Source organism: Pseudomonas sp. BJa3, assembly GCF_026343815.1.
In the GTDB taxonomy this organism is placed as follows: Bacteria; Pseudomonadota; Gammaproteobacteria; order Pseudomonadales; family Pseudomonadaceae; genus Aquipseudomonas; species Aquipseudomonas soli.
The window spans coordinates 84,683-101,402 of the sequence record NZ_JAOXMC010000019.1 but is presented as its reverse complement, the minus strand read 5'-3'; the positions used below and the strand labels follow the sequence as shown (position 1 = coordinate 101,402).

General features: G+C 63.8%; 6 protein-coding genes. All 6 read left to right on the top strand.

The annotated features are described in order from the left end of the window. Nucleotides 1–46 precede the first annotated feature (46 nt). The 6 genes from OH705_RS21830 (at nt 47) to OH705_RS21805 (ending at nt 16,682) form a co-directional block, all read left to right on the top strand. A complete protein-coding gene (locus OH705_RS21830) occupies nt 47–14,299 on the top strand; it encodes a filamentous hemagglutinin N-terminal domain-containing protein (RefSeq protein ID WP_267302970.1) in 14,253 nt (4,750 codons plus the stop codon). Next, nucleotides 14,299–14,577 (top strand): YrhB domain-containing protein, encoded by a 279-nt coding sequence (locus OH705_RS21825; protein WP_217869520.1) that lies wholly within the window; start codon nt 14,299–14,301, stop codon nt 14,575–14,577. Before OH705_RS21830 ends, OH705_RS21825 begins: the two co-directional genes overlap by 1 nt. A 433-nt stretch (nt 14,578–15,010) precedes the next feature. Next, complete coding sequence (locus OH705_RS21820) at nt 15,011–15,331, top strand: hypothetical protein (RefSeq protein ID WP_267302969.1); 321 nt, start codon at nt 15,011–15,013, stop codon at nt 15,329–15,331. Between the two features lie 213 nt (nt 15,332–15,544). Next, on the top strand, nt 15,545–15,790 hold the full coding sequence (locus tag OH705_RS21815; RefSeq protein WP_267302968.1) for a hypothetical protein: 246 nt from the start codon (nt 15,545–15,547) through the stop codon (nt 15,788–15,790). Continuing rightward, nucleotides 15,787–16,101: a hypothetical protein gene (locus tag OH705_RS21810; RefSeq protein ID WP_267302967.1), complete on the top strand. Its 315-nt coding sequence runs from the start codon at nt 15,787–15,789 to the stop codon at nt 16,099–16,101. The genes OH705_RS21815 and OH705_RS21810 overlap by 4 nt, the downstream gene beginning before the upstream one ends. Nucleotides 16,102–16,385: 284 nt before the next feature. After that, on the top strand, nt 16,386–16,682 hold the full coding sequence (locus OH705_RS21805) for a contact-dependent growth inhibition system immunity protein (RefSeq protein ID WP_267302966.1): 297 nt from the start codon (nt 16,386–16,388) through the stop codon (nt 16,680–16,682). The last annotated feature ends 38 nt before the right edge of the window (nt 16,683–16,720 follow it).

Here is a 16,720-nt window from a genome sequence, read left to right as displayed (position 1 = left end):
TTCGCCCCTGGGCGTGCATTTGAATGCCTGACCCGCGAGATTTGACATGGACGTCCGCCTGTTTGCCTTCCTGGCCCGCCAACGCTCGGCCGTAGTTCAGCCCCGTGAGCACTTCTGCGGCTTGCCCAAGCGCGGCCTGGCGTTCCTGCTGGCCAACGCCATGTTCTGGCAGCCGCTGTGGGCACAGGCCGCCGAAGGCGTGGTGGTCAGCGGGCCGGGCACCAGCCTGGGTCAGGCGGGCAACGGCGTGCCGATCGTCAATATCGCCGCGCCCAACGGCAGCGGCCTGTCGCACAACCAGTTCAGCGACTACAACGTCGGCCAGCAGGGGCTGATCCTCAACAACGCCACCGAGCGTACCCAGGCCACCCAACTGGGCGGCATCATCCTCGGCAACCCGAATCTGCAGGGCACCGCGGCCAACGTCATCCTCAACGAGGTCAACGGCGCCAACGCCAGCCAGTTGCGCGGCTACACCGAAGTGGCCGGGCATGCGGCCAAGGTCATCGTCGCCAACCCTCACGGCATCACCTGCGATGGTTGTGGTTTCATCAACACGCCCCAGGTGACCCTGAGCACCGGCAAACCGCTGCTCGATGGCCATGGCGCGGTCAGTGGCTATCAGGTGGATGGCGGCAGCGTTGCGCTGGAAGGCGCCGGGCTCAATGCCGACAACGTCGAGCGCTTCGACATCATCACCCGTTCGGCACGCCTGAATGCGCAGTTGCGCGCCCGTGAGCTGAACGTCATCACCGGGCGCAACGATGTCGACGCCCAGACCCTGGCCGCGACCCCGCGCGCCGGCAATGCCGCCGACGCGCCGGCCCTGGCCATCGATTCCAGCGCCCTGGGCGGCATGTACGCCGGGGCCATTCGCCTGGTGGGCACCGAGGCGGGTGTCGGTGTGCGGCTGGCGGGTGATGTGGCAGCCAGTGGCGGCGATATCCGCCTGGACGCCAACGGCCAACTGACCATGACCCAGGCCAGCGCCAGTGGTGCGGTCAAGCTCCAGGCCGCAGGCATGGACCTGCAAGGGCCGGTACACGGCGCCGCCGAGGTGGAGGTGCGCAGCAGCGCTGACCTGACCTCGCGCCAGGCCATCACCGCCGGCAACCGGGTCAGCCTTCAGGCGGCTGGCACCTTGGCCAACCTCGGTGTGATCGAGGCAGGGGTGAATGCTGACGGCAGTCGCAACACCGTGGGTGATGTGAGTGTCGCCAGTGGGCAGTTGCTCAACACCGGCAAAAGCATCGTCGCCAGCCGCGACCTGGCCGTCCAGGTGCAAGGGCGCCTGGACAACCGCAGCGGTACCCTCAGTGCCGGGCAGGACAGCCACATCGCCGCCGCCAACCTGGACAACAGCGCCCAGGGCAGGGCGCTGGCGGGGCGCAACCATGTTGTGCAGGCCAGCCAGTCGCTGGGCAACCAGGGCGGGCTGGTCAGCGCCGGCCAGACCCAGAGCGTCACCACGCAGACCCTGGACAACCGCAATGGCGAGCTGTCGGCCCAGGCGCGCAACACCCTGCGCGCCAATCAGCTGGACAATCAGAACGGCAAGCTGAGTGCCGGCCAGGCGCTGGACATCGCCGTCACCGGGCAGCTGGACAACCGCAGCGGCACCCTCGCGGCCGGGCAGGACCTGCAACTGCAGGCCGCCAGTGTCGACAACCGCAATGCCGGGCGCATCGCCAGCGACGGCCAGGCCACGGCGCGCCTTGGCCAGCTCGACCAGCGTGGCGCTGGCCAACTGCATGGCGCCAAGGCGCTGACCCTGGACATGACGGACGGCCACCTGGACAACAGCGAAGGTGGCCTGCTCACCACCCCGGGCCAACTGACCCTGCAACGACTGGGGACGGTCAACAACCAGCGCGGCGAGATTTCCGCCGGCCAGGCCTATGCGCTGGTGGCGCGGCAGCTGGACAACAGCTCCGGCAAACTGCTCGGCGGCAACGACCTGCAGGTGCGCATCGCCGGACAACTGGCCAACACCGCCGGGCTGATCGCCGGCCACGAACTGACCTTGAACGCCGCGACCCTGCTCAGCCAGGACGGCACCCTGCAGGCCCGTGGTGGCCTGCAATTGCAGGTTGCCGGCCAACTGGACAACAGCCGTGGCCGGGTGCTGGCCGAACGGAACCTGGTGCTGCAGGCCGGTAGCCTGGTCAACCTGCAAGGGCAGGTCGCCGGCAACGGCAGCCTGCTGCTTACCAGCAACGGCCTGGATAACCGCCAGGGGCGCATCAGCGCCGCCCAGGGGCTGACACTGGATCTCTCGCGTGGCCACTGGAACAACGGGGGCGGCACGCTGCAAAGCCCGGGCGCCTTGCTGCTGCGCAACCTGGCCACGGTCGGCAACAGCCACGGTGAAATTTCCAGCCAGCAAGCCTTCGTGCTGGAGGCCGACAGCTTCGACAATCAGGACGGCAAGCTGCTCGCCGAGCAGGGGCTGACCCTGCGTATCGCCCAGTTACTGGACAACGCCCGTGGTCTGGTCTCGGCCGAAGGCCTCAACCTGCGGGCAGGCAGCCTGCTGAACACCGACGGCAAGCTGAAGGCGCGTGAGGCAACCCAGCTGCACCTGGATGGCGCGCTGGACAACCAGCGTGGCGAGATCAGCGCCGCCGACCTGCAATTGAGCGCGGCCAGCGTCGACAACCGAGCCGGGCGCCTGCAGGGCGACCGGCAGCTGACCATTGCCAGCACGGGCGCCGTGGATAATCGCGACGGTACCGTGGTGGCCGCCGAGCGCCTGCAACTGGGCAGCGCTGCGCTGACCAACGATCGCGGCCAGATCAGCAGCCAGGGCCAGGCCCAGGTCAGCAGCGCCGGCCTGGTCAACGCCGGCGGGCAGATTTACGCGGCACAGGGGCTCGAGTTGAACGCCGGGCAGGTGGACAACACCGACGCCGGGCGTATCCACGCCGGCCAGTCGCTGGTCGCCCGCATCAACGGCCTGCGCCAGGCAAATGGTGGCCAGCTGTCCAGCGGCGCGGACCTGCGCCTGGACCTGAACCACGGCCTGCTCGACAACCAGGGCGGCTTGATCAACGCGCCCGGCGTGCTGCTGTTGCAGCAGCTGGCCCGGGTCGACAACCGTGGCGGCGAGATTTCCAGCGACCAGGCTTATACCCTCACCGCCGAGGCCCTGGACAACCAGGGCGGCAAGCTGCTTTCGCAGCAGTCGCTGACCCTGCGTATCGCCCAGGCACTGGACAACGCCAAGGGGCGTATCTCCGGGCAGACGCTCGATTTCCAGGCGGCAAGCCTGGGTAACCACGCGGGTGTTATCGAGGCTCGCCAGGGCCTGGCCCTGTTGCTCGGCGGCGATCTGGACAACCGGCTCGGCCGCCTGGCCGCGCAAGGCGACATCAGCCTGCAGGCACGTGACCTGGACAACCGGGCCGGCGTGGTCAGCGGCGGCCAGGCCGTCGGTTTCAGCGGCCAGCGCCTGGACAACAGCGGCAAGGGGTTGGTCACCGGCAAGGGCCCGCTGTTGCTGACGGCCGACACCCTGGTCAATCGCCAGGACGGCAAGTTCACCAGCGGCGCGGCGTTGGCCCTCAAGGCCGGCCAGCTGGACAACAGCGAACGCGGGCATATCGGCGCCCACGGCGCGGTGCTCGCCGAAGTCGGGCGTCTTGACCAGCATGGCGGTGGCAAGCTGGCCAGTGACGCCGACCTGACCCTGGACCTGGCGGGCGGCCACCTGGACAACCAGGGCGGCCTGATCCGCGCCCCCGGCCAACTGCTGCTCAAGCGCTTGGGCAGCGTCGACAACCGGGGTGGCGAAATCTCCAGCAGCCGCGCCTTCGAGCTGAACGCGGCGAGCCTGGACAACGGTGATGGCAGCCTGCTCAGTGACCAGGCCCTGGCAGTGCGGATCGCCCAGGTGCTGCGCAACGTCAATGGCCTGGTCAGCAGCAGCCGGCTCGATGCCAGCGCGGCCAGCCTCGACAACCACGACGGCACCCTCGGTGGCGAGCATGGCCTGACCGTGCAGGTCACCGGCGCCTTGGCCAACGTCGGCGGCGAGCTGTCCAGCGGCGCGGTCGCGCGAATAGAGGCGGGCAGCCTGGACAACCGCGACGGCGGCATCATCGGCGACCAGGCGGCCCTGCTCACCGTGCAAGGGGCACTGGACAACCGCAACGGCACACTGCTGTCACAGAAGGACCTGCAGGTAAGCGCTGCCAGTCTGGACAACCGCGAAGGCGGCAACCTGGCCAGCGATGGGCGGATCCAGGCGCATATCGGCGGCCTGCTCGACAACCAGGGCGGCGAAGTCCGCGCCCTGGGCCTGATCGAGCTGGTACTCGGCCGCCTGGACAACCGCGCCGGGCTGATTTCCGGCAAGGACCTGCTCACCCTGCGCAGCGCCAGCGCCGACAACCAGCACGGCGTCATCCACGCCGACCGCCAGTTGCAACTGTTCGTCGATGCACTGGACAACCGCAAAGGTGTGCTGCGCAGCAACGCCGTACTGGCCTTCAAAGGCCCACGGCTGGACAACCGCGAAGGCCTGCTCAGTGCCACCGCGGCCCTAGACCTCGAGGCCGACGAGGTGGACAACGGTAAAGGGCGCATCGCCAGCCGCGGCAACCTTGATGCCCGCGTCGGCACGCTGCGCCAGCAGGGCGGCGAGTTGGTCGCCGAGGGCAGCCTGACCCTGCGCGGCGCCGCGCTCGACAACCGCGCCGGAGGGATAGTGGTCGGCAATGCCGGTGTCGACCTGCAGGTAACCGACATCGACAACAGGGGCGGCCGCCTGGCCAGCCAGACGCAGGTGCTGGTGCAGGCCGAGCAGCTGGATAACAGCGACGCTGGCCGGCTGATCGCCGACAACCGCCTGGCCCTGACCGTGGCGCGCCTGGTCAACCAGAACAAGGGCCTGGTGTCCGGTCGTGACGTCGAGCTGCGGGGGGCGCGCCTGGACAACCAGGGTGGCAGCCTGGGTGCCGGACATTCGTTGCTGGTAGTGCTGCAGGACCGTGGCCAACCGCTGCGCGATGCCGTCGTCGACAACCACAACGGCCTGATCGACAGTGCCGGCAGCCTGACCTTCGAAGGTGTCACGCTGCTCAACCAGGCGGGCAAGGTCACCAGCAAGGGCGACCTGAGCGTTACCAGTGCCACGGCGCTGGACAACCAGGGCGGCACCCTGGAGACCGACGGCCACCTGCAGCTGGCCGCCGCCAGCCTGGACAACCGCAACAAGGGCCGGATCACCGCCGAAGGCAACAGCACGGTGCGCACCGGCATCCTGGAAAACGGCCAGGGTGGCCTGCTCAGCAGTGGCCAGCGCCTGGACCTCGGCGCAACCAGCGTCGGCAACCAGGCCGGTGGCAGCATTGCCGGGCGTCAGGTCCTGGCCAGTGTCACCGGTCTCGACCAGCAGGGCGGTGAGCTGTTCAGCCTCGAGAGCCTCAGCCTCGACCTCAACCACGGCAAGCTGGACAACAGCGACGGCCTGATCCGCGGCCCCGGCCAGCTGCTGCTGAACAACCTCGGCGAAGTGCTCAACCGTGGCGGCCAGATCACCAGCAACCAGAACTACGAACTGGTTGCCGACAGCCTCGACAACAGCGCGGGCAAGTTGCTTGGCAGCCAGGGCCTGACCCTGCGCATCGCCCAGCAGCTGGACAACGTCGCCGGCATGGTCAGCGCCCGCCAGCTGGTGTTGCGCGCCAATGCCTTGAACAACGCCAAGGGCACGCTCAACAGCTTGGGCGACATCGACCTGAAGGTCCTCGGCCAGCTGGACAACCAGGCCGGCGTGGTCTCGGCCGAGGGCCTGTTGCTGCTCGAAGCTGCCACCGTGCTCAACGGCAAGGGCCAGCTATCTGCCAGGGCCGACCTGCGCGCACGCCTGGGTGAATTGCACAACCAGGCCGGCGAAGTCGAGGCCTCCGGCGTGCTGGACCTGACCGCCGACCAGCTCGACAACCGCGCCAAGGGCCTGCTGGCCGCCACCGGCCTGCTCGACGTCAAGGCCGCGACACTGGACAACCGCAACGGGGAAATCTCCGGCCAGGGCGCCGTCCACCTCGCGGGCCTGACGCTGGACAACAGCGACGGCGGCCTGGTGAAGGCCAAAGGCGCGTTGACGGTGGAGCACCAGGCGGTGCTCAACCGCCTCGGCCTGATCGCCGCTGATGGCGCGTTGACCCTGCACGGGAAACGCCTGGACAACACCCAGGGCGAGGTGCGCGGCGAGGCGGATGTCTCGGCGCTGTTCAGCGCCGAGCTGATAAACGACAAAGGCTCCCTTGCCAGCGAGGGCGCGCTGTCGCTCGATGCTGCCAGCATCAGCAATGCCGCAGGCCTGGTCTCCAGTGCCGGGGACCTCGTCGCTGCCAGCAAGGGCGCATTGAGCAACCAGGGTGGCAAGCTGCTCGGTGACGGCAAGATCACCTTGACTGGCACGCAGTTGGACAACAGCGAGGCAGGCCTGGTCAGTGCCAAGGGTGACTTGCTTGTCTCCGCCACGAGCCTCGACAACAAGGCCGGCGCACGCCTGACCAGCGGCAGCCTGCTGCGGATCGACACTGGCCTGCTGGACAACAGCGGTGGGCGCATCACCGCCGCAAAAACGCTGGTCGCCAATGTCGATGGCCTGCGCCAGCACGGCGGCACGCTGTTCGCCGACGGCAGCGTGGAGTTGGACCTGAACCACGGGCAACTCGACAACCAGGGCGGCCTGATCAACACCCCCGGCCAGTTGCTGCTCAAGCGCCTCGCCGCTGTCGACAACCGCGGTGGCGAGATCTCCAGCGCCAATGCATTTGCCCTGGCCGCCACGACCCTGGACAACAGCAACGGCAAGCTGCTCGGCCAGCAGGGCCTGACCCTGGTGGTCGAGCGCGCGCTGACCAGCCTCAAGGGCCAGATCGCCGCCGCCAGCCTGTCGGTCAAGGCGCAGCGCCTGGACAACAGCGGTGGGGCAGTGACCAGCCGCGGTGACCTGACCCTGGACATCGCCGGGCAACTGGTCAACCGCGAGGGCGGCCAGGTCAGCGCCAGCCGGCAACTGAACGTCACCAGCAACGGCCTGGACAACCAGGGCGGCAAACTGCTCGCCGCCACGCACCTGGCATTGATCAGTGACGGGGCGGTGGATAACGGCGACAACGGCCTGATCAACAGCCTCGACAGCTTGACCCTGGGTGCGACCGCGCTGCGCAACGCCGGCGGTGAAATCTCCGCCAAGGGCGCCGTGCAGGTCACTGCGCACAGCTTGAGCCAGCAGGGCGGCCGCCTGGTTGGCGAGAGCAGCCTGGCGCTGCTGCTGGGCATTGCCGGCGGCGACGTGGACAACCGTGCTGGCCTGATTCACACCAAGGGCCAGCTGACCCTGAGCAACCTGCGCGACCTGGACAACCGCCAGGGCGAGATCTCCAGCCCGCTGGGCTTCAACCTCGCTGCCCGCGCCGTGGACAACAGCGGCGGCCGGCTGATCAGCAGCCAACAGTTGTCCCTGGGTGCCGCGTCGCTGATCAACCAGGGCGGCCTGATCTCCGGCTGGCAGGGCTTGAGCGTCAATGCCGCGAGCCTGGACAACCGCAACAACGGCACCCTGTCCAGCCGCGACGGCGACCTGGCCGTCACCCTGGCAGGCGCCCTCGACAACCGTAACGCTGGCGCCTTGGTCAGCCTGGGTCAGCTGCGCATCAAGGCCGCGGGCCTGGACAACCGTGGCGGCTACCTGGCCAGTACCGGCGCCCAGCAGCTCGACCTGCGCGGTGGCAGCCTGGACAACAGCCAGGGCGGACGCGTGGATGCAGGTGGCGCGTTCAGCCTGCAGGCCAATGGCCTGAACAACCGCAGCGGCACCTTGGTCGGCCTGGATACGCTGACCCTCGACCTCGCCAGCCAGCTCGACAATGCCCAGGGCACCCTGCTGGCCAGCAGCGGCTTGCAGATCCGCGGCAACGCGGCCATCGCCAACCAGGGCGGCAGCCTGATCAGCCGCACCTACCTCGACCTCAATGGCGCCAGCCTCGACAACAGCGACAAAGGCACCCTGGCCGCCAACGCGGCGCTGAGCCTGAATGTCGGCGGGGAACTGCATAACGACCGCGACGGGCTGCTGCACAGCCAGGCTGGCGCCATCACCCTGAAGGCCGCGAGCCTCGGCAACCAGGCCGGCATCGTGCAGGCCAAGGGCGCCATCGACCTTAGCAGCGGCGGCGCCGTCGACAACCAGGGCGGCAAGCTGATCGCCCAGGACGGCAACCTGTTGCTCAAGGCGGCCAGTGTCGACAACCGGGGTGGCATCATCGCCAGCCTGCAGGGCGTGCTCGATGCCCAGGTCGGTGGCCTGCTGCGCAACGGCCAGGGCGGCACGCTGCAGGCGCGTCAGCTCAAGCTGATCGCCCTGGGCGGCCTGGACAATAGCGGTGGCCGCCTGGCCGCGCAGGCTGGCGCACTGGAGATTCGTACCGGCAACCTGAACAACCGAGGTGGCGGTCTGTACGGCCTGGGTCAGGTGAGCATTGACGCCAACGACCTGGACAACGGCGCCGGTGGTCAACTGGCCGGCCAGGCGCTGGACTTCACCCTGCGTGGCGCCTTCGACAACGTCGGCGGCATCGTCGAGAGCGATACCCGCATCGGCCTCAGCGCCGCCAGCCTGAACAACCAGGGCGGCCAGTTGCGCAGCCTGGGCAGCGCCGGCAACACCACGCTGCAACTGGGCGGCGTGCTGGACAACCGCAATGGCGTGCTGGAAGTCGCCAGCCAGGACTTCACCCTGCAGGCCGCCAGCTTCCTCAACGCCGGCGGGCGCCTGCTGCATGGCGGGGTCGGCGAGCTGCAGATCGGCATGGCCAACCTGGGCAACGCTGGCGGTGACATCGTTACCCTGGGCGGCCTGACCCTGAACGCCGCCAGTTGGACCAACAGCAGCGCGGTCCAGGCCGCGCGCCTGACCGTCAACGTCGGTGAGCTGAACCTGACTGGCGGCGGCCAGTTGCTGGCCAGCACCAGCCTGGTGGGCCGCGGCGGCAACTGGACCAACAACGGCCTGATCGCCAGCAACGGCACGCTCGACCTTGCGCTCACCGGCCAGTATGCCGGCAGCGGCCAGGCCACCAGCCTGGGCAACCTCGGCCTCAGCGCCGCCGGTGTGCAGGTGCTGGGCGGCGGGCGCATCGCCGGGGCCAGTGATGTGCAGGTCAGCAGTGGCGGTGCCTTCATCAACCAGGGGCGGATCACCTCGGGCCGCGACATGACCCTGAATGCCGGTAGTTTCGGCAACAGCGGCACGGTGGGCAGCGCCGGCAAGCTCGACCTGGTCAGCCAGGTGCTGCGCAACGAAGGCAGCGCCGCGGGCCAGAGCCTGATTTCCAGCGGCGGCGACATGCGCCTGCTGACCAACAGCTTCACCAATCGCTTCGCCACCGTGTACAGCCTCGGCGGGCTGATGGTGGCGGCCAATGCCGCGCAGGGGCGGGCGAGCCTGATCGAGAACGTTTCCGCCACGCTGCAGAGTGACGGGGCGATGGGCTTGCATGCCAATACCTTCAGCAACCGCCGTGACAACTTCGCGGTCAACGAGCGGCTGATTTCCGGGACCATCAAGTACCAGTGCCTGAACTGCAAGGGCCGGCATTACGATCTCAACTACTACGTGACCGAGGAGATCGAACGTATCACTACAGGCGACTCGCCTGCGGCATCGATCAATACCGGAGGCGCGCTGAGCGTTCAGGCCGGGGCATTCGAGAACAAGCACAGCTCTATCAGCGCGGCAACGTCGATCAACATCGCCGCGGATACGTTCAACAACGAAGGCGCCTCAACCGAGAGCCTGATCCGGACACGTATTTTCCGTAACCCGGAAGACAGCGAGAGAAGCGGGGTCTGGAGGGGGCTGGTCGGTACCGGCGGAGCGGTCGCCGAATACGCCAAGTACAACTCCAAGACCAAGTTCGAGTACATCTACAAACGCCGTGGCCGGGAGGATGTCGCTAAAGAGACCCTCGGTATGGGGGTGCAGGACACGGGCCAGGCCAACCCTTATTACCGGCCTAATTCTGGCTACGCATTACCGGCGCAACTGCTTGCCTATACCGAGATATCGAAGACTGAAACCCAGACCAACACCGGTGTTGCCGCCGGCGCGGTGATCCAGGCGGGGGGCCTGGTGTCGATCACGGCTACCAAGACCCTGAACAATGGCGTGACCCGCAGCAACACCGGCTATTCCAGCCTGGCGCTCAATGGCGCCGACACCCAGGCCGCCAGCCAGGTCAGGAACAACGTCGTCAAGATCAACGCACAGTTGCCGCCGGATCTTGCCCAGCGCCAGGTCAACCCGCTGACCTTGCCCGGCTTCACCTTGCCCACTGGTGGCACCGGGCTGTTCCGCCTGAGCGCCGAGGCCGCCAGCCAGGCCGGTGCCAGCACCGCCGCGCCGGCGCCGAGCAATTGGACCCTCGGCGGCGCCAGCATCGACCTGGCCCAGCGCCAGCAGCCGTTGCCGGTGGTCCAGGGCCGTACGGTGGACATCGCCGCGATCACCGCCATCCAGGGCACCGAGCGCCAGCTCGCGGCCAACCAGCGCCAGGGCCTTGGCCTGGATACCCGTGCCGATGTGGCCAGCGTTGCCGCGGCAGGCCAGGCCCAGGGGCCGGACAATCAGCCAGGGCGTACGCAGGTCAGCGCAGGCACCCAGCTGCAACCGACCCAGGTGAGCGGCCCCGGCCTCGGCGCACTGGAGATCACCCGGCCCGGCGCCGGCAATGCCGCTGTCCCGCTCGAGCGCGACACCGCCAGCCCGATCATCCAGCCCGGCACCGCTCCGGCGCTGCAGGACGTGCGCATGGCCGCGGCGCAGGCGGTGTCCAGCGCCACCACGGCGGTCAGCCCGCAGACCATCGCCCGGGTCCAGGGCCTGCCGGCCAACAGCCGCGCGCCGCAGCCGCACAAGTACCTGGTCGAGACCGACCCGGTGCTCACCGACCTCAAGCAGTTCATGAGCTCGGACTACCTGCTCGGCAACCTTGGCTACGACCCGGACCAGAGCTGGAAGCGCCTGGGCGACGGCTACTTCGAACAGCAACTGATCCAGCAGGCGGTCACCGCCCGCACCGGCAAGCGCTTCATCGATGGCCAGACCTCCGACGAGGCGTTGTATCGCCACCTGATGGACAACGCCGTGGCCAGCCGCGACCAACTGGGCCTGTCGGTGGGCGTCACCCTGACTTCCGCCCAGGTGGCGGCGCTCACCAAGGACATTGTCTGGCTCGAAAAGCATGAAGTGAACGGCGAGCAGGTGCTGGTGCCGGTGCTCTACCTGGCCCATGCCAACGATCGCCTGGCGCCGACCGGGGCGCTGATCGAAGGCAAGGACATCAACCTGGTCGCCGGCGAAAGCCTGAGGAACAGCGGCACCCTGCGCGCCAGCAACAACTTGTCGGCCATCGCCGGCAAGGACCTGGTCAACGCCGGCTTGATCCAGGCCGGTGGCCGGGTCGACCTGCTGGCCGGCGACACCTTGCTCAACGGTGCCGGCGGCATCATCAGCGGGCGTGATGTTGTCCTCAACACGATGTTTGGCGACCTGATCAACGAGCGCACCCAGACCATGCTGGGCGGTATGTTCTATACCGAAGGGCGTCTCGACAACGCCGCGCGGATCGAGGCCGGCCATGACCTGTCACTGGGCATCGGTCGCGATTTCCTCAACGTGGGCGGGAAGCTCCAGGCCGGCCGCGACGTCGACGTGCGCACCGGTCGCGATTTGCTGATCGGCTCAGCCGAGCAGACCTACAGCTACCAAAGCGGTCATAACAACCGCAGCAGTTCGGTACAGCAGTTCGGCTCGCAGATCAGCGCCGGGCGCGATATCGACATGAAGGCCGGCCATGACTTCGCCGCCATCGGTAGCGAGCTGGACGCCAAGCGCAATATCGCCATCAGCGCCGTCAACGACATGACCCTGTCCTCGGCGGCCAACGAGGAGCATTTCTACTCCAAGACCAAGAAGGTCACCCGCCAGAAAGACCACGTCCGCCAAGTCGGCACCCGTGTCACAGCCGCAGGCGACATTTCGCTGACCGCCGGCGAGGACCTCAAGCTGATTTCCAGCCGCGTCAGCGCCGGCGACGAAGCCTACCTCTATGCCGGTGACCAGCTGGAACTGCTGGCCGAGACCGACAGCGACTACTCGCTGTACGACAAGAAGAGCAAGGGTAGTTGGGGCAAGAAGAAGACCCGCCGCGACGAGGTCACCGACGTGCGCAATGTCGGCAGCGAGATCACCACCGGTGGCGATCTCACCCTCGAGAGTGGCGGCGACCAGCGTTACCAGGTGGCCAAGCTCACCAGCGGCGACGACCTGACCTTGGATAGCGGGGGTGACATCACCTTCGAAGGGGTCAAGGACCTGCATCAGGAAAGTCACGAGAAGAGCAAGTCCGACGCGGGCTGGTTCAGCATGAAGGGCAAGGGGCGTACCGACGAAACCTTGCGTCAGAGCGAACTGGTGGCCACAGGCGACGTGATGATCAAGGCTGTGGGCAGTATCCGCGCCGATGTTCGCCAGATCAATCAACAGACGGTGCACGAGTCCATCGATGCAATGGTCAAGGCCGATCCCAAGCTGGCCTGGCTCAAGGATCTCGAAGCGCAAGGTGGCGTCGACTGGCGTCAGGTCCAGGAGGTGCACACTAGATTCAAGTACGCCAACTCCGGATTGGGCCCAGCGGCGCAATTGGCGATTGCGATCCTGATGGCTGCGGTCATGGGTCCGGTCGGATTCGGTCTGACGGGCGTTCCCCTGGCAGGTGCCACCAGTTTGGCTACAACCGGTGCGGTCAGCACCATTAATAACAAAGGCGATCTGGGCGCGGCACTCAAGGAAACCTTGAGCAAGGAGAGCTTGAAGAGCGCGGCGACAGCCATGGCTGTCGCAGGAGCACTGCAGTACGCTGATAAAAATTGGTTCAAGGCCAGTGAGGCAGCCAACAAAGGTGCTGTCAGCATTGAGGGTGGAAAGGCACTGCCAGCAGTTTCCACACCCGACAATGTACTGACTTGGAGCCATGCATCCGATGTCGCGCTCCGCGCCGGTGGCCGCGCGGTGATCAGTGGCAGCATCTCCACAGCCATCAATGGCGGCAGCCTCAAGGACAACCTGCTGGCTTCACTTGCCGGCGAAGCCAGCACAGTGGCCATGGCCACTGGCTTCAAGTGGGTGGGGGACCAGACGCTCAGCTTCGAGAGCGGTAGTTTGCCGAAGGTCATCTCCCACGCCATCGTGGGCGGTCTGATTGCCGAAGCCACTGGTGGCGACTTCAAGACCGGCGCGGCCGCTGCCGGGCTCAACGAGGCGATGGTCAATGCGCTCTCGTCGGCTGCGCAGGGCAACGAACCCTTGCATTTGATGTTGTCGCAACTGACCGGGCTGGTGGCTGCTGCTGCGGTGAACGGCGAGCTGGACAAGGGCGTGCAAATCGCGCAGTCGGCCACCCAGTACAACCATGACCTGCATCGCAAGAATGGCGAGGCCTATGCCAAGGGCATCCTGAACGCATGCGCTCAGGTGCCTACCGCTTGCCCTGAGGGTAGTGGCAAGGTGAGCCAGCAAGAGCTTGTGGATGCCCTCGAGTCGACGGCGCAACACGGCAAGGGGAAGGATAAGCTCAATCCACTGGCCGTGGAATTGGTCGATACCTTCATAGAACGGTTTCCGGACAAGGATTCGTTGTTTACGCCAACGGCATCGGAAGCCGAGCGGCTGGATACGCTCGAGAAGGCTGAGCTGGCTGGTTTGGTGCTTTCTGGCGTAGGGGCTGTTCGCGGGTTGGCACGGGGTGGTAGCGGACTCATCGAGTCTATAAAATCCTGGTTTGGCGCTAGCGGTGCAAAAGGAACAGGTAGCGCGGTCGAAGAAACGGCTGGCTCGATTAAGAATGTCAATCCAGGCTTTCCTGAAGCTGGTCGAACTCATAACTGCGTGAATTGTTCAATTGCGACTGATGCAACTCTGGCTGGAAATCCAGCTTCGGCGCTTCCGATAAAATCAACAGATGGCGTTTCAATTACAGTACTGGAAAAGCAGTTTGGTACAAGATTTGTATCGGTCTCATCTGCGGATAATATTTCTCAGAAAATGATTGGTATTGGCTCAGGTGCGCGAGGTATTGTGTATGGGTCGTATGGACCTGGTCAGCCTGGACATGTGTTCAATGTCGTAAACCAGAATGGTACTATCAGATTCTTAGATGGGCAGACGGGCAAGGTTGCTGATCTCAGTAAGTTCACATCGTTTAAGTTTTTGAGGACCAACTAGTGATAAGTTTTGAAGAATCCCTGGAGATGGTTGTTAATCATTTGAGTAAGTCTCCAGTTCCGCTGGTTATAACATATTCTGAAGGGTTTCCTGATGGGTGGCTATTTTGCTTCAACTCTAAACAGTATGTTGAGACAGGTGATTTTTCATTTCAACTGGTTGGGAATGGGCCGATTTTTGTTGATAAAGATACTGGCGAACTGCATTTTTTTGGCACGGCATTGCCGCCAAAGGAGTATGTGGAAGAGTACTCTCTGAGGAAACGTGATAAGAAATAATATAGGTAATTGGTGCAAAAGGGGCTGTACTTCCCAAAGGTTTTTCAAGTGCAGATGATTTTGCACGATTTGGCGCGGATGCTCGAGATGGTTTGGCCCGTGCTGGCTATGGCAATGTAGAGCCAATTCTTCAAGGAAGTGCTGTAACTGGCCAGAGCTTTAAAACTGGGCAAGCATTTGACGTTGGTAGGGTGAGTGATTTTGATATTGCCTTGGCTGGCTCAGAGCTTCTACAACGTGCCCGATCCTTGGGGATAGGTTTGAGGAGTGGCGGAACCCGTACAGGGCCGTTGAGTTCGAGAGACTTGCAGGCACTTGGTCTAAAGGATTTGTCGAGTAAGCTTAGCGCCCAGGCTGGGCGTGAAGTTAATTTCATGATTTATGACTCTGCGGCAACAGCCTCGAGTCGTGCACCGAGTGTGAGCTTACCAAAATGACTGTTGCGTATGATTTATATGGGGCGAAAGATTTAGGTCTTCTCTCGGCGAAAGTTAATGTAGAACGAGTTTTGGGGGGAATTTTCGAGGAAAGAGATAGCTCTTACCAGGGAGGTATTTATTATATGTTGGGTGGGGGTGATGCAGAGAGCTTTGTTATAAAGCTGAATGTTGATCCTTTTGATGGTGGTGCGGTAGAGCAAGATTATCCGGGCTATAAGGTCCTGCTTTATATAAATGCTACGGATCGCTCATCTGCTTTAGAGGAAGTCATGAGGCAGGCGGGGTTTAAGCTGCTTAGACATGAAGTGTTTTAAGGGGTTTCATGGTTATTTGGTAAAGAACTGAGGTAGTAGTGGGTGGGATGCTCAGGAATTCAAATGACTGATCAAAGGCTTGAACCGCTTAAGATCGGTTTTGCGTAGAATCCGTTTCGGATGAGGACGTACTTGAAGAATTTTGGACTTTCTGGCTTTGCATGGCACAAGACGACGTTGAAGTCCGTTGCTTAAGGTATCGGCGAGGAAGTCATGCGCTGGAAGCTGGGCGCAGAAAAGGGGACAGATGTCTTTGATCTTAAAGTCTTCTACGAGCACGAGATCAAGCGTGCGCTGAACGATCCGACAAAAACGGTAGGGCCGACCACTGTCTCCTTCATACGCAGCAATCCTAACGTGTTGAGGCCCGACGCCCTGGAGGTTACCTACACCATCAACGGGCGCAAGACGACGCGAATGTTTGACAACGAACCCAATACACCACCGGTAAAAAAATGATGATTACTGAAGACCTATCCATTGTTAAGGAGCTTTTCTCGATACTCGATCAAGGTATTGTTGATGGCTATGACGCGTTTCAGTACGAGGTCAAAGTAGGAGAGAGCTGGGTTGAAACACAGCTCACGGCAGAGCGAAATGGCATTGAGATCACGGATGTTGAAACGGACTTCAATAGCGCGGTGATCTTCAAACTGGTGAAACAATTGCGGCAAAGCGCCGCCCAGCGAGGCGATCACTGGACCGCGTTCACCCTTTCCTACCGACGGGGGGGGGCAGGTCAAGACCTTTTTCAGCTACGACCAGAGTAACTCGCCCGACTCGCAGGTGTGATCAGGATGGCGGTTTGAATTACCTTCCCTGAGCGCAACATTCTTGTTTGCCCAAGCGGGACCGATTCGTCGCTTGGGTAGAAAGGGGACAGATTAATTTGTTCCAACTCTAATTTTGCCGTTGCAGGGTCAAGATGGCGGTGACGTCTGGTGCTCGGCCTTGGTAAGGACGTCTAGCGCGGGAAGAGGGCTCGTCAAAATTAGTGCGTGGAAATAAATCAGTCTCCTTTGTGGGACACAGAGGACCCGAGGCAAAGAACATCATGGAATTTCCCGTACTCATCCATTTACTTGGTTGCTATTTTCATCAAGATTGGCCGGAAGAATACACTGACAGTAGTGAAGCTTTAGCCGACATGCTGAAGCATGAACCGCAAGCCACTCTGTTAGCAGGAGCGCAGGAGATAGAGGTCCTCTTGGCATCCAAGCTTTCCATCGATGATCTCGAACATCTAGTAACATGCAAAGTTGGATGCTTTTTCGCTCCGGACTCCGAGAGTGTCAGCCTGGCGGAATGGCTGAGCAGCATCAGACATGCCTTTCTTTACGGCCAGGCTTGATGCTTTTCGATTTCCTGATGGGGTCTCTTGTAGCCATA